Annotated in this window: 15 protein-coding genes; all 15 read right to left on the bottom strand. The window is 46.1% G+C overall.

Annotation, left to right across the window (positions count from 1 at the left end; all coding sequences use genetic code 11):
* Positions 1–150: 150 nt before the first annotated feature.
* Positions 151–2,241: a methyl-accepting chemotaxis protein gene (locus AB4Z30_RS13010; RefSeq protein ID WP_441926919.1), complete on the bottom strand. Its 2,091-nt coding sequence runs from the start codon at positions 2,239–2,241 to the stop codon at positions 151–153.
* Between the two features lie 204 nt (positions 2,242–2,445).
* Positions 2,446–3,510: an EAL domain-containing protein gene (locus tag AB4Z30_RS13005; RefSeq protein WP_441926917.1), complete on the bottom strand. Its 1,065-nt coding sequence runs from the start codon at positions 3,508–3,510 to the stop codon at positions 2,446–2,448.
* A gap of 217 nt (positions 3,511–3,727) precedes the next feature.
* Complete coding sequence (locus AB4Z30_RS13000; protein WP_441926915.1) at positions 3,728–5,995, bottom strand: bifunctional 2',3'-cyclic-nucleotide 2'-phosphodiesterase/3'-nucleotidase; 2,268 nt, start codon at positions 5,993–5,995, stop codon at positions 3,728–3,730.
* 510 nt (positions 5,996–6,505) lie between these two features.
* Positions 6,506–6,922, bottom strand: coding sequence for a pyridoxamine 5'-phosphate oxidase family protein (locus AB4Z30_RS12995; RefSeq protein ID WP_441926913.1), 417 nt, complete (start codon positions 6,920–6,922; stop codon positions 6,506–6,508).
* 514 nt (positions 6,923–7,436) lie between these two features.
* The gene (locus AB4Z30_RS12990) at positions 7,437–7,895 is read right to left on the bottom strand and encodes an NUDIX domain-containing protein (RefSeq protein WP_441926911.1); all 459 of its coding nucleotides are present in this window, start codon (positions 7,893–7,895) and stop codon (positions 7,437–7,439) included.
* A gap of 46 nt (positions 7,896–7,941) precedes the next feature.
* Complete coding sequence (locus tag AB4Z30_RS12985; protein WP_441926909.1) at positions 7,942–8,721, bottom strand: LamB/YcsF family protein; 780 nt, start codon at positions 8,719–8,721, stop codon at positions 7,942–7,944.
* A complete protein-coding gene (locus AB4Z30_RS12980) occupies positions 8,721–9,743 on the bottom strand; it encodes a biotin-dependent carboxyltransferase family protein (RefSeq protein WP_441926907.1) in 1,023 nt (340 codons plus the stop codon). Before AB4Z30_RS12980 ends, AB4Z30_RS12985 begins: the two co-directional genes overlap by 1 nt.
* Complete coding sequence (gene pxpB, locus AB4Z30_RS12975) at positions 9,743–10,540, bottom strand: 5-oxoprolinase subunit PxpB (RefSeq protein ID WP_441926905.1); 798 nt, start codon at positions 10,538–10,540, stop codon at positions 9,743–9,745. Before pxpB ends, AB4Z30_RS12980 begins: the two co-directional genes overlap by 1 nt.
* A gap of 25 nt (positions 10,541–10,565) precedes the next feature.
* Complete coding sequence (locus AB4Z30_RS12970) at positions 10,566–11,408, bottom strand: DUF2785 domain-containing protein (RefSeq protein WP_441926903.1); 843 nt, start codon at positions 11,406–11,408, stop codon at positions 10,566–10,568.
* On the bottom strand, positions 11,409–12,002 hold the full coding sequence (locus tag AB4Z30_RS12965) for a histidine phosphatase family protein (RefSeq protein ID WP_441926901.1): 594 nt from the start codon (positions 12,000–12,002) through the stop codon (positions 11,409–11,411). It lies immediately after the preceding gene.
* 28 nt (positions 12,003–12,030) lie between these two features.
* On the bottom strand, positions 12,031–12,597 hold the full coding sequence (locus AB4Z30_RS12960) for a DUF1572 family protein (protein ID WP_441926899.1): 567 nt from the start codon (positions 12,595–12,597) through the stop codon (positions 12,031–12,033).
* A 24-nt stretch (positions 12,598–12,621) separates the two neighbouring features.
* The gene (locus tag AB4Z30_RS12955) at positions 12,622–12,951 is read right to left on the bottom strand and encodes a DUF952 domain-containing protein (protein ID WP_090918766.1); all 330 of its coding nucleotides are present in this window, start codon (positions 12,949–12,951) and stop codon (positions 12,622–12,624) included.
* A 53-nt stretch (positions 12,952–13,004) separates the two neighbouring features.
* Complete coding sequence (locus AB4Z30_RS12950) at positions 13,005–13,562, bottom strand: GNAT family N-acetyltransferase (protein WP_441926896.1); 558 nt, start codon at positions 13,560–13,562, stop codon at positions 13,005–13,007.
* Positions 13,563–13,591: 29 nt separating this feature from the next.
* Positions 13,592–14,005 (bottom strand): DUF2809 domain-containing protein, encoded by a 414-nt coding sequence (locus tag AB4Z30_RS12945; RefSeq protein WP_441926894.1) that lies wholly within the window; start codon positions 14,003–14,005, stop codon positions 13,592–13,594.
* A complete protein-coding gene (locus AB4Z30_RS12940) occupies positions 14,002–14,553 on the bottom strand; it encodes a GrpB family protein (protein WP_441926892.1) in 552 nt (183 codons plus the stop codon). Before AB4Z30_RS12940 ends, AB4Z30_RS12945 begins: the two co-directional genes overlap by 4 nt.
* Positions 14,554–14,627 lie beyond the last annotated feature (74 nt).

The raw sequence follows: 14,627 nt of genomic DNA, 5'->3' as shown, positions 1-14,627 counted from the left end.
GACTCAATATGCTTATTGATCATTACCTAAATTAAAATACATCGCACACTTGCTCGTAAGAACCAGACGATATATTTATACAGGGCTACAGGAGGAATGTCTATATTTATTTTCTTCTATATTATGAAAAAGAATGTTTCGCCTGAATGGTCAGGATTTGCTGCTGTCCTTAGAAGGATCATCCATCATTTTGAACATACCCAGCAAACCTTGTAACTGTTCAGCCATACTATTCAAATGTGCAGAGGACGAAGCAATTTCCTCAACAGAAGCCAGTTGTTCTTGCGATGAAGCTGATACAGATTCTGTACTCGCCGCAGATTCCTGAGTAACATTCGAAATATCCGTCATTGTTTGCGCCACATGGGAGGCGCCATTCTCCAATTGTTTTGTCGTTTCGGACAGTTCATCCAGCGTATGGACAGCTTCCTCCACAGCTCCCCTGATTTGGGCGAAGGATTGTCCCGATGTATTTACAGCCTGTATCCCCTCACCAACACGGCTTTGGGCAGCATTCATCGCTGTTAGGGCAGAGTCCATGTCTTGACGAATATTATGCACAAGTTCACCAATCTGAGCCGCAGAACTTCCCGATTCTTCAGCCAGCTTGCGTACCTCTCCCGCTACGACTGCAAATCCACGTCCGGCATCCCCTGCTCTTGCTGCTTCAATCGAAGCATTCAATGCCAGCAGGTTGGTCTGTTTGGATATAGAAGCAATGACATCAACCATACTACCAATCTCTACCGAACGGGCATTAAGGGACTGTACAACATCTCCTAACTGTTCTACTGTTTCCTGGATGACATTCATCTGTTCAACAGCTTCTCCCGCTGCCTCATTCCCTAAAGATGCTGCCCCGGATGTACTTCTCATCGTTGTCGTGATCGATTGAACACGCTCCGACATCTGACGTACATCTTCTGCCATGCGGCTCATCTGTCCAGACCCATCTTTCACACTCTTCACTTGCTGCTCAGCACCCTCAGCAAGTTCCTGAATTGCCATTGTCGAGTGTTCAATCGCTTTAGTTGTTTGGTCTGCACTCGCAGATAACTCTTGTGAAGATGCCGATACTTGCTCCGCTGTTTCCTGTACACCCAGAATCATCATGCGTAAGTTATCCACCATACGTTCAAAGTACTTCGCGAGCTCACCCATTTCATCTTTACGTTTACTATCCATCTTCACGGTAAGGTCGCCTTTACTTACAGCTCTTGCATTTTCCTGCAACCGTTTAATCGGACGAACTAACGAACGAGTGAACCAGATAATAAAGATTAGGGCTAAGAACACAGAAGCCAAAAGAACAATGAGGGTAGCGAGCCTTATTTCCTTACTTGCATCGGTGACTTCACTCTTGAACATCGTACCTGCAATTTTCCAGCCAGTTGCTTCATTGGTAGAGAAAATCATTGTTTTGGAACGACCTTCGTAATCATAGTCAAATTGGCCTTGTTTACTATCATACATTTGATCCAATGCTCCGCTGTCTTCCTTTGTACCTGCTTCCTGCACAGGTGATACAACAACATGTTTGTCTTGATCCAGGATAATAACGTACCCTTCTTTACCAACCTTAATCGCAGCCTGATCCCGTAGATCAGACAAATCAAGAGACAAGCTAATAACAGCCGATTGATCCTTAAGCGTTTTGGAGATAAAAACAACCGCGACGCCTTCTGTATTTTTGGTGACAGGTGAAACCGCAACAGTACCTGGGTTAGCCATTGCCAGCTTATACCATTCGCGCTCTCTTGGATCAAAAGCTTCTCCTCGCTGGCTACTCGCTGTCGGCTTGCCGCGGACTATGACTCCTTCTGTCGATCCTACAAAAATATTCAAAGCATCCGGATGCAGTCCCAGATACTGAGCAAGCTTGGCTTGAAGCTCCGTGCTATCATTTTCTCCTTTGATCAAGGACGGATCGAGTGAATCCGAGAAAAAATTAATGTCATAGATTTTGTTATTGACCTGACTTTCCACAATTTTATTGGCTGTACTTAAACTCTGCAAGGCGCTGTCATTCAACTGCCCTTGTACCGTATCTTCCGCGATATACAATGATACTAATCCAATTGCCAAACTCGGTACCAAGAGAACAACCAAAAACGAAACGAGCATTTTATTTCGGATATTCCAGACAAAAGCTTTCTTTTTACTGTTCTTTTTGTTCTTATTCTCTTTTGTTTTGACAGGTTTCTTCGTAATTTCTTGCTGGTATTCCGTAGTCTCTTTCAATCGGTTCTCCCCCTTTTATTATGTCACTATGCTCCCAGCTATGTATGAACTTCTATTGGTCTATACTATATATCGGCTAATGAAGAGGTTTTTTTGAATAAAAACAAAGTTCACAACAAACAAGCCACTTCAAGGGGAAAGTGACTTGTGCTGTAATGTTATGTTATGTTGAACATTAGTGTTTAGTCTACAGATGAACGGCATCTATCTTGCAGCCCTGTACGATGGACCTGTGTATGGACCATCCGGAGGATGTGCTACAGGTTTACCAAAATAATATCCTTGTGCAAGTTCGATGCCAACCGAGCGACAGAAGTCAAATTCCTCCATTCGTTCGATCCCCTCGGCTAGCACTTTACCCCCGAATCTACTGGATACCTGAACAATATTTAGAATCTTCTCCTGTTTCATTCGATCCTGATCACAATGATCAATCAGGCTGCGATCAATTTTGACAAAATCCGGCTCTAACCGGTTCATTAACTCAATTGTTGAATAGCCGGCACCTACATCATCCAAGGCTACCGACATACCACGAGAACGATAAACCTCAAAAATATGTTGTAAAGTAGACAGTTGTTGAATCTGTTCGGTCTCCACAACCTCAAAAACGAAGTCCTTTGGATCCAGCGCGAGACGTTCAATCGCCTCAAATGTATGTGTCAGACAATATTCGGGGTTATAAATAGAAGAAGGCAGGAAATTCACAAAGCGCTTCACACCGCGAGGCAGGTATCTGGCGCTGGTTTCAATGGCCGAAATACGAGCAGTGCGATCCAAAAACGAATGCAGTCCCGTTTCGCGGGCTACTTCAAACAATTCGTAGGGGCTAAATACTCTCCCATGTTCAGCCGGACGAAGCAAAAACTCATATCCGATAATGCACTCTGAGGCATCTACAATCGGCTGCATATAACTGCTAAACTGGCGTTCCAAAATAGTGGAAACGATATCAGCATATTTGATTCTGGCGTGCTGCATAGACAGACTTATCCATTCACCCTTAAGATCATTCATCAGCTTATCCGCAGCGGATTTCAACTGAACGGTCAGGGAAATCGATAATATCTTCTCCATCTGTATAATCTCTTCAATCCGATCCTGTAACTCCTGTACATCTGAAAAATCGAACCAGAGCATCTCTTCTGAATATGCAAGATGCCTTCCCTTGGTTTGCAGCGCTTCCAGCAAAGCAGGGGAGACGGGACGCAGGTACAACGTACCTTTACCCTCTATCGGATAGATCGGACTGCAGCCACTGCAATTCATGTAGAACCCCCTTGCCAGTTTATCGAGCTACATCATTAATGTTACCACGTTTATACCCAAAGTTTGTAAATAGTATATCATGGGTCTAGAAATTAATCTCTATTGTTTTGATGACTTCCTATATGACGTATATAGAAACATTTGTATTCTTTCTCGCCACAAAAAAGACCAGCAGTCTGATGACTGCCAGTCTTTTGACTATACCCTTTATTAGACTTTATGAAGCAGGAATAATAATTTGTTGTCCGACTTTCAGGTTGTGCACATTTGTGATCTGGTTTGTTTTTGCAAGTAAACGCCAGTCCACACCATATTTCAAGCCGATGCGGTACAGATTGTCCCCTTTTTTCACCACATGTATGACTTTATGGTTCGGAGTTGGTTTTTCCGGCTGTGGTTTAGGTGCAGGTGTTGGCTTCGGTGCTGGCGCAGGTTCTGGTTTAGGTGTCGGAGCTGGGCTTGGTTCTGGTTTAGGTGCTGTCGCTGCCTCACCTGTCAGTTTCAATCCGTATTCTGCGAAACCATCTTTATTAGTACCAATAAAAGACATGGCCGGATTCGCTTCTACCAGATCTTTCGCATCTGGAGAAGAGGCAAATACCACCTCAAGGTCATTCAGCGCTGCCGCTGTTACCCCTGCAGAAGGTTTAATTGGTGCGAGTGACCAGTTTCCATCTGCTGTAGGGTTAATCGTTTTGTTCTCACGAATATAATCAATAATTACTTGACGGTTCTCATCCGGTGCAGCCAGAACGATACGTTTGCCGTCCGGGTTAGCCAATTTGGATGAAGACGCACGATAGTTGTTCGTTGCTACGATAAATTTTTGTGCTGGATCTACTGGCTTTCCTTCAAAGCTCAAGTTTTTGATCCGGCTTGCCGACGCATTAACAACCGTTGCTTTGCTGTCATACTTGGCCGGTTGTGTAACGTCAATCTGATAGGTTACACCATCGATAACATCAAAGTTATACGTCGGGAAATCCATATTAATTAATTGCTGCTGACCGCCTTTAGCCGGATCAATCTGGTTGAATTGGCCTGCTGACCATTCCAGCCATTCTTTCAACTCAGCGCCATTGACCATTACAGCATGTACCGTGTTCGGATAAACGTACAGGTCTGCTACGTTTTTGATCGCGATCGTACCTTTAGGAATGTTGGTGTAATAGGAGGCACCGGAGCGTCCACCTGCTTTGAAAGGTGCACCCGCAGACAAGACTGGAACCTTCTCATAGTCCGTGCCTTGTAATTTCTTTTCCACGTACCATTTTTGTGCATTCGTCACGATCTGAATGGATGGGTCATCCTGCACCAGAGCAAAAAAACTGTTGATTGGTGCTGTTGTCTCGCCAACCGGGCCACGTACATATTTCAGTGTACCCTCGTGCTCGTCATGAACCGCATCTACAATCGCCTGATCTGCATCCACCAACGGTTTTTTGTTAGCAGTATCGTAGATTGGACGTGCTTCTGTTTTGGAATCAACGACTTGCCATTTGCCGTCCACTTGCTCCAGGTCCAGATCAATGATTCCGAGATGGTCACCCCAGAAGCCTGGCTCTACAGCAGGAACACCATTAATTGTACCTTTCTCCAGATCTACTCCCTTTTTGCCTTGGAAATCCGCACTAGGGAATACTTTGTGGGCATGTCCAAACAGAATGGCATTAATGCCCTCCACTTGGCTCAGGTACAATACGGAGTTTTCCATCAGATCGGTTTGCGGAATATCCTCAAATCCGGAGTGAGGGATAGCTACGATAATATCTGCACCTTCAGCTTTCATCTTCGGAACAAATTTTTTCGCAGTAGCGATGATATCCTTGGCAATAACCTTACCTTCAAGGTTAGCACTGTCCCATTGCATGATTTGTGGCGGCACAAAGCCGATCACACCCACTTTGATGGTATGCTCCTTACCATTCTCATCTGTTACTTTTTTGTCCAAAATTTTGTATGGTGTAAAGTAGTTTTTGTCATTTGTTTCATCTTGATCACCATCGTCTACATAGACATTGGCATTGATGTAAGGGAAGTTCGCTCCCTCCAGCGTCATATCAAGGAAATCCAGACCATAGTTGAATTCATGGTTACCGATGTTGCCTGCATCATAATCGAGCAAATTCATCGCTTTATATACAGGGTGAGTTTCACCCTTTTTCAGAGGATCAATCTTCGCTACATAGTCTCCCATCGGGTTACCCTGAATCAGGTCACCGTTATCGAACAACAGGCTGTTTTTTGCTTCTTCGCGGGCCTTTTTGATCAGCGTAGCTGTCTTAGCCAGTCCATATTGATCCGTCGCTTTGTCGGAGTAATAGTCATAGTTGATCAAGTTATCGTGGATATCCGTTGTTTCCATGATCCGCAATTTGACTTTGGCTGCATCTGCTGCCGATACAGGTACTGGAAATACCGCAAGCACGTTAAATGCAACGAAAGCGGCAGTCAGGCTTGCTAATACTTTCTTACTTCTCTTCAAAAATAACCCCTCCCGGTTTATGTACATTAAATCATGCCATACAGCAAACACAGGCACAGAAAATAATAGATTTCATGGGTTGTGCGTGCTGATGATTCAATGAGTATTCATTGATGTCTTCAGGTTAGTTAATCTCACATGAACATCTATTCATATCTGTACGTGTATTTACATATCAAATCATAACGTAATGTTAAACCATTGAAAAGCATTAATTTTTACGTTATCCGCACATACTTGACCAACTTTACATTTTCATGCGTGTTTTCGACATGTTTCGCAGTTTTTAAGGAAGGAATTAGGGTGTGAATACTTAAAATTACGTATATCACATCACTATTACATCAGGAACCCGTTATGCTACTTGGAATTATGCTAAAAAAAACCGCGAAGCCAAAAGACGGCGTTCACGGTTGATCTATGACTGTAATTTTTCGTCGCCTGACAACGAGGCTGCGAAAAGATGGTTTTACAATTAGGACTTACTAGATTTACAATTTACACCTGGATCTACTGCTCCCACACATGATGCTCATGGTCTTTGCCTGTATATTCAATTCGTGCAGGTGTAATATCCAAAATCACATAGTTGGGATCATTAGGTCCATCGAACCATGCCTTCAACTCATCCTTCCACACTTGCTCACGCAAGGCTTCATTTTTGGTGACTTCACACGTACCCTCAATTTCCACGACTTCCTTGGTGCCTCCAGCCTCGTAACCAAGCAGCAGGCTAACATTGGGATTGCTCTGCAGTTCCTCGACCTTGTGTGTACGACGGTTGGTTGCCAGATGAATATTTAATCCATCATTGAAAAGAGCCATATAACGGGACTTCGGCTTCCCGTTTTCTACGGTGGAGAAGCTGCAATACGGATTATTCTCCAAAGCCTTTACAATGTTTTGTTCCAATTCATTCTGGTTCATGGGAGTTGCTCCTTTCGGGATGGGGAAATGTTTGAGGAATTGTGCTGAGCGTTACGAGTACGGATCGTTCTTTTGATCGCTGTTATCCCCGGATTTATTATTGAATTTTCTAAAGGTAAATAATCCGGTGATAAAGGCGAGCGCTTCGCTTCTTCAGAATCGATTCCGTTCTCTCCACTACACACAATTCCTCAAATTTAGAGTTAGAATTTAAATTCAAAACAACGGGCGGTTAACTTGCTTCTTGAGAATCGATTTCGTCCCTTCCACTACTGCTGCAATTCTTCCATTGGTAGAAGCGCTCCAACCCCAAAAGCTTTTAAAACGATCCTGGATGTAAATGATTTTTAAAAGTCTTTGTCTTTCAATTGGAGATAGACTCCGTAATGTAAGCCATACAATTGTACATTTCAAGGACAGCCCTTGTAACATACGCCTGTACTTATAGTGTACCCGCCTCACCCATGATGAATCCCTGAACCAGAACGTACACGTACAAATTTGGAAATGTTATTTAATTTAGATCCCCAAGGTAAATGCGTTGCTCTCCTTTATTCCACAGCAATTCACCAATAGTTTTGGGATACAATCGGATCTTGTGCAGATCCTCAAGCGCAACCCACTCCACGCCAACCTGATGATCATCCGGATTAGAGCCTTCGAAGACCGATACGTTCGGATCGACCAGACAGCATGTAAAATAAAACTCCACCTGATGGATATCCGCATCCCACTCGGCGAACTCATGATTGGCACCGATATATTCACGAATATGTAAAAGTTCACCTACATCCACGGCCTGACCAATCTCCTCCAGACATTCCCTTGCAACCGCATCTTTCAGTTCTTCCCCCTTCTCCTGCCCACCTCCAGGAAAAACATGAGCATCGCCATATTGATCTTGTAAACGAATCAGTAACAAACGGCCATCCTGAACAATGACCGCTTTAGCCGAATTCCGTATAGGTTTCATCGTATGCAATTCCTCCATTTTCGATTCATATCATGCCCTCAATATTTTATTTCGCTTGATAAGCGGTCAGCGTGACACCCTCATCTTCCAGCATGTGGCGAATCTCTTGAGCAAATGTCAGCGCGTGTGAACCGTCACCATGGATGCAAACCGTATCTGCGATGATGGGAACAGGAGCTCCATCCGTAGATATGACTACCCTGTCCTTGATCATACGAATTACCTGATCCAGCGCTTGTTCAGGCCGTTCGATAAGTGCACCTTCATGACTGCGAGGTGTTAGCCTGCCGTCCGAACCATAGGTCCGATCCGCAAACACTTCATTCACACCGCGCACACCGATTCGTTTTGCCGCTGTGATCAATTCACTGCCTGCCAAACCGTATAAAAATAGTTCCGGCTGCACCTTATAGACCGCTTCGGCAATGGCCTCGGCAAGATTCGCATTAGCTGCTGCCATATTGTACAATGCCCCGTGTGGTTTGACATGATGCAGTTGCCCTCCACTGGCACGGACAAAAGCATCCAGTGCCCCAATCTGATATACGACCATGTCATAGGCTTCCCGAGGCGTAATTTCCATCATTCTTCGACCAAATCCTTGCAAATCAGGCAACCCCGGGTGAGCACCAATTGCTACATGATGTGCCATTGCCCGCTCTACGGTCAGTCGCATGACGGCAGGATCACCCGCGTGGAATCCACAGGCGATATTTGCCGACGTAATTAGAGGCAGGATGGCCTCATCGGAACTCATCATCATGTGATAAGCTCCATAACTCTCACCGAGATCACAATTGATATCCAGTTTATAGGAAGTGTCCATTATATCGTCTCCGTTTCGGCCATTTTCCTACGAATCAGTTGATTCAGCAGTCGCAGGCCTCGCTCTCTTTGGATATAAAGGCTGCGGGCTTCTTCATGCGTAATGGGTGCAAAAGATATGCGGCTTCCCGGTCTGGATTGAGCCAGAACAGGTAAATCGACTGTAGCAACCTGTGCAATCACAGAATATCCCCCAATTGACTGGTGATCCGCCATTAATACGATGGGCTGCCCATCCGAAGGTACTTGGACCGTGCCAAAGGTGACTGCCTCGGATAAACGATTCAACGGCTGATCCAGCTCCAACCGCCAACCCTGCATCCGGTATCCCATGCGATCGGATTGCGAAGAAACCACATAATCTTCAGCATAAAACTGCTTGAGACTCTCTGTGGTGAAATACGAATGCTCCTGACCTTGCATCACTCGAATGATAGGTTTACCGTAATAGTCGGGTCTCTCCCTCTCTGATAAAAGCCATGTAGGAGCCGCTATAGGTTTGTTTTTACCCAATTGTATGTGCATTACGCTTATCCATTGTTGAACTTCATCCGAGATGATACCTGTTTCAAGCACATCTGCCACATGCAGAGGTCTCCCGTGAACACCACCAAGTGCTGTTTTGAGATCCGTGCTTCGGCTGCCCATCACTTCAGGCACATCGATCCCGCCAGCAAACGCCAAATATGCACGCAAGCCGTGTCGACACGCACCAAATTTCAATATGCTCCCAGCCTGTAATAGCACAGGACGCCACATGGGCACAGGCTGCTGATCTACCGTGGCACCAAGATCTGCACCACAGAGCGAAATCAGCTGATTTTGAAGCAGTCGCAACTCCGGCCCGGCCATCGTAATTTCAAGTACCGCTTCACGCCTAGAGTTACCGACAAGTATATTCGCCGCTCTGGCTGCAAACGTGTCCATGACACCTCCAACTGGCACACCATAACGGCGATATCCGATTCTACCTTCATCTTGAACGGTCGTTAACAAACCAGGACGAATGATCTCCATACTCATCACTCCTCCTCCTTCCGTGCCAGTTCCAAGAATTCCTGCATGGTTACGGGCTGGAAACGCACATAGTCGCCAGCTTCAAGCAGACTTGGAGGATTCATCTCCGGGCGGAACAGACGGACAGGTGTCCGCCCAATGCATTGCCACCCGCCTGGCGTCGCCACCGGATAAATGCCGGTCTGTGAACCGCCAATGCCTACCGTTCCTGCCTCTACTCGAAGCCTTGGCGTTGCCCGCCTTGGAGTGGCAATTCGCTCAGGCAGCCCTCCCAAATACGGGAAACCAGGAGCAAATCCAATCATATGTACAAGGTAATCCACAGAAGAATGGATCGTAATGAGATTCTCTATCGTCAAGCCATGTTCATTAGCCACATACCCCAGATCAGGTCCAAACTCTCCACCGTAGCATACCGGAATGGACACAACCCTCCGGGAAGTTATCCCCTCAGCGGATTGCAAACCTTTAGATTTTCCCCATTGATTTGAGGGATTCAATTCATTTCGTTCAATCAGCTCATTTGGCTGTTTTAATTCATTGAGCCGGTTAAGTTGTTGTAGCAAAAAAATGCTGATTTCCCCGTAAGACGAAACACATGGATCGTAAAACAAAGTGACAGACAAATAGGAAGGCACCCACTCCACAGCAGCCGCCACAGACCTCTTCCCCAAAAAAGCACATACCGACATCACCCTCTGGTGTACCTCTTCAGATAGCGTATCGCCACAACGAATTACGATTCCACGCTCTCCGAGTGGAGATAACATGTCCTCCGTCCAGTCATAGGGGAGTGTGTTCATGGCTTTCCCTCCTCTTGTCAAGTTTCTAGCCTCTGCCGTCTAGTGCTCTCAACAGCAGTGAACGAACCGCCGGAAACGGTTCAGCCTCTTTCTCTCGTATAGCAAAATAAAGCGACTGCATGAACATTCGGATATTCAAGCTCATTTGACTGATTTCTTGTAAAGTTTTATCGTCCTTAACCTCTCCGTTTCTTTCCGTCTGAAGCAACTCAGTCCAGGCCGCAAGCTCTGCCTGCTCTATCCGATTGCGACTCAGAATCGTCACCGCTGCCTGAGCCATACGCTGATCTTCCTCATAGATGTACGCTCTGCTCGACTCCGTTACTTTTATCGAGAGTGCATGTAAAAGCTCCAGCAATTCTGCGCTTTCGAGATACGGTGATTGAGCTAAATCCTCAACCGCATCAGCGGCATGCGCCGGAGCGTGCGCCCACCCTTTATCCTCTACGTAACCCCGAACATCCCGTTCACTTTTTAGATAAGTGATTAAACTCCCCTGAATCCGTACCATATCTTCCCGCCGTAAGAAAGAACGCTGACGGTCGATGCCCAGGATCGGCGGCAGGATCAACACAGAAAACGTTCGCGTGAATACACTGTCTGTTCCCTGCTCCCCGATTCTATAGAAAAGATGCGCATCATCCAATGCTATATCCAGCAAATTCTTAAGCTGTTCATCCGAAAAAACGTTCTGACCAATCCATGTCGCCAGCGTAACGTAAATAAGCTCGTCTCGCAGCACTGGGTCTGGATTACCAATATGCTGCATCATATGCAGTGCCAATTCATAGGGTTGCTTTACCTGATCTGCGGCAAAATCCACTGCACAAAGCTGCTGTAGCTTCTGTTTTAATGTACTTGCGTCCATTTACAGTGTTCCTTTCCCTAGATCCAGATGCCGGCTGCAATTGTACAATTCGCACTGCCATGCCTGATCCTGATGGTTCACCCGTGTAATGGAGGTGTTCCCCAGTTTCACGCTAATATCCAATTCAGGCACCAGTGACCGCAGCGTATTACGAAGCACAGCCCCATGACTCACTACAATGACTCGACCATTCGGATACTGCCGAAGAATATCTTCTAACGCCGCTTTCCCACGGGAAGCACCTGCGTCCGGGTGCTCTTTTCCTAAATCGAGCGAACTCCAATCTGCTCCCCATTTCACCACACGTTCCTCTTCTGTTGTGCCCTCCACCTGACCTCCGCCCATTTCGCGTAATCTCGGATCGAGATGAATCTCCTGAATACCAAGCTGATCTCCGATAATCCGAGCCGTTTCACTTGCCCGCTCCAAGTCACTGGCGTAGATGGCATCCCAGGATTCCTCTGCCAGCCTCGCCGCCAGCAAAGCCGCCTGTTCTCTGCCCTCCTGATCAAGCGGATTGTCCGTCTGTCCCTGCGAACGTTTTTCTTTATTCCATGCCGTACTGCCGTGACGTATCAACGCAATTTGTGTCATCGCTTGTAATCCCTCTTTTCTCTAAAGCTCATTCAAGCTCGTCCTCTGTAAAATGTTTTCTGGTCTTTGGTTTCAAAAACTTGCCTTCGTTATACGTATTTGAACCGTTTCTGGGAATAGATAGGCTATCCCACGACGTTTCTTTCAACATTTTGGCCGTGTGAACAATCTGTCCCACATGATACGGATAATGCGCCAACTGCCGCATAATCGCCTCCATAATGGTATGGCCCTCATTCCGAATATATATGATCTGAGACATGTGATCCGGGGTAAACGAACGCAGTGCTCCCAGCAGAGAGTCCCAGCCCTCTTCCCATTTAGCAAGTAACTCTTCCCGCGTATGAAGATCACCCACGAACTCGGCGTCCCGCTCACGCCATGGTTTCTCTCCATCCGTTGTTAGCACATCCGTCCAGCGGGACCGCATATTACCCCACAAATGCTTCACAATCACCGCAATGCTGTTGGTGTCCTCGTTCCACGTTTGAAACAGCTGCTCCGTCTCCAATTGCTCCATTGCGCGTTCACCAAGCTGCTTATAGTAAAGAAACTGTTTCTCCGCCGTTTCCAAAAAAGTCTGATTCATGTCCATCCGTCTTACCCCCATTTCATAAAGTTATGCCGGGAAAGAAAACGTGCCATCTGCATTTGGCTCAAAGTTCAAGACCTTACTTACGGCATCCAGATTCAACTCTCCATAGATGTGTGGAAACAACTCGTTCAATTCATACAAATCTTCATAGACCAACTCTGCCTTCAACGTTCTCTCTTCAATCCCGAGCAGCAACAAGTCGGTACGTCCTGCATAATACTGTCCAGCCACCCACGGAATCTGCTCTGCAGTGGAACAGTGAATAAAGCCGTCCGTTTCTAAACTCTCTGGTGCATATGTGTCTCCTTTGGATACTTCCTCCCATACTGAACGGGAAATAATACTGTAGATCATAGACTCTTCCTCCTTGGTCGTCGCTGTGTAAGACAGCTCGTGTTAATCAACTATTATAGATCATCCCGGATACGAGCGTACAATTTCTGGTCGGTAAATACGCCTTTAATTTTCAATTGCTTGCGCAGCAAACCTTCCTGCACCATGCCCAGCTTTTCCATCACACGCGCAGATCCAATATTGCCCGCATTACATTTCCCCTCCAGCCGGTTACAATCCAGTTGCTCGAAGCAGTAATTGACGACAGGCTGCATCGCTTCCACGGCAAGTCCTTTACCCCAATAGGTGCTGCCGATGGCATATCCCAGTTCACCACTCTGCATGAATTCATCCAGATGGAAGATACCCCCTCTTCCAATCAGCGTACCGGTCTCCTTCAGCACAAAAGCCCAGAGATATACCGTTTTTTGCTCATAGTTTCGCAAAACCCGCTCCAGATAACCCATGGAATCCTCCTTGGTCTGATGGCACTGCCACAAGCTTTGCTCACTAACTTTCGGGTCGGACGCAAACGCATAATACTCATCGAGATCGTCCATCGTAAGAAGTCTGAGGTGGAGCCGTTCCGTTTCAAACTCAGGAGATGCTGCAAAAAGTTTATCGATATTCATTCCATGTACCTCCTATTTATGAATTGACTCTATAGGCGCATTAGTCTAGTCAGGATAAATCGGTCTATAAGATAAACGCATAAAATGCCGATGAGGTATCGGATGAGATCAATGACTAGAAATCCATGGCCCAATATCAGTGCTCCCAACAACGTCGAACGCAGCTCGTTCAGCCAAGGCACTTGAATCAACTGGGAAAATTCAATCATGCAACTGAATGTAGCACTTATCCATACAGCTCTAGCACGACTCCAGTGGATACATAACATACGTATACCTAAATAGATCATACCTGCCCAAAGCGCATCCCCCAAATGCTCATGCATCCATTGTGGCAAGTGTTCTCCATATGTTCTTGAAGCCAGTCCTGCAGCCATCGTAATGATCACGGCGATGAGGTATAATGCTCTGCTTTTAATGAACTTCCCAACCTGAAGCTTCACAGCCGTCCATCCAGAACCTTTAAGATGAATTCAGTTTTGGCGGTGGTATATGATTCTCTGTCGTCTTTATTCTCATCTGCAAGCTTGATTTTCAGTTCGGCGTAGGCCTTCACCAAATCCGGCCGAGATTTCAGTACATCCCGAAAACAAATCTGCCGCTCCCAACGTTCCTCACCTGGACACATGAGATGCAGATGCACAGCTCGTTTTCCATCTTTAACTCTGACCCAGAATCGTCTGTATTCCCGGCCATCCAGCTCAGGCGGGACATAATTCCAGCCTACAGGGTTCAACCGTTCGGCAATCAGACCCATATCATCCCAGGACTGCACCTTCCCCATCAGATCAATAATTGGCTTGGCAGACAAACCAGGTATGGATGTGCTCCCAATATGTTCGAATGTATGTATATCCAGGTTCTTCAAAAGTTCTCTTAACTGCGCAATTTCTTCCTCAGCCTGCGTACTCCAAGCGGAGTTAGCTTCTACAACTTCTACAGGTTCCGTGGCCCATGCAGGCCAATTGTCAGGGTTCATATGATCCGTCATTTCTATGAACACTCTCCTTATAAATTGTATTCTATGTTCAAAAAGGAGGCGCATAAGTACGCCTCCCTCTTAGT

It is taken from the genome of Paenibacillus sp. 2TAF8 (genome assembly GCF_052114825.1).
Lineage (GTDB): Bacteria > Bacillota > Bacilli > Paenibacillales > Paenibacillaceae > Paenibacillus.
This window is presented reverse-complemented; position numbering and strand designations above follow the sequence as displayed.

What these genes read in the sequence shown, in the direction of transcription:
- AB4Z30_RS13005 (WP_441926917.1), bottom strand. Translation starts at nt 3,510, where the DNA reads ATGAATTGCAGTGGCTGCAGTCCGATCTATCCGATAGAGGGTAAAGGT.
- AB4Z30_RS12995 (WP_441926913.1), bottom strand. Translation starts at nt 6,922, where the DNA reads ATGAACCAGAATGAATTGGAACAAAACATTGTAAAGGCTTTGGAGAAT.
- AB4Z30_RS12990 (WP_441926911.1), bottom strand. Translation starts at nt 7,895, where the DNA reads ATGAAACCTATACGGAATTCGGCTAAAGCGGTCATTGTTCAGGATGGC.
- AB4Z30_RS12985 (WP_441926909.1), bottom strand. Translation starts at nt 8,721, where the DNA reads ATGGACACTTCCTATAAACTGGATATCAATTGTGATCTCGGTGAGAGT.
- AB4Z30_RS12980 (WP_441926907.1), bottom strand. Translation starts at nt 9,743, where the DNA reads ATGAGTATGGAGATCATTCGTCCTGGTTTGTTAACGACCGTTCAAGAT.
- pxpB (WP_441926905.1), bottom strand. Translation starts at nt 10,540, where the DNA reads ATGAACACACTCCCCTATGACTGGACGGAGGACATGTTATCTCCACTC.
- AB4Z30_RS12970 (WP_441926903.1), bottom strand. Translation starts at nt 11,408, where the DNA reads ATGGACGCAAGTACATTAAAACAGAAGCTACAGCAGCTTTGTGCAGTG.
- AB4Z30_RS12965 (WP_441926901.1), bottom strand. Translation starts at nt 12,002, where the DNA reads ATGACACAAATTGCGTTGATACGTCACGGCAGTACGGCATGGAATAAA.
- AB4Z30_RS12960 (WP_441926899.1), bottom strand. Translation starts at nt 12,597, where the DNA reads ATGGACATGAATCAGACTTTTTTGGAAACGGCGGAGAAACAGTTTCTT.
- AB4Z30_RS12955 (WP_090918766.1), bottom strand. Translation starts at nt 12,951, where the DNA reads ATGATCTACAGTATTATTTCCCGTTCAGTATGGGAGGAAGTATCCAAA.
- AB4Z30_RS12950 (WP_441926896.1), bottom strand. Translation starts at nt 13,562, where the DNA reads ATGAATATCGATAAACTTTTTGCAGCATCTCCTGAGTTTGAAACGGAA.
- AB4Z30_RS12940 (WP_441926892.1), bottom strand. Translation starts at nt 14,553, where the DNA reads ATGACGGATCATATGAACCCTGACAATTGGCCTGCATGGGCCACGGAA.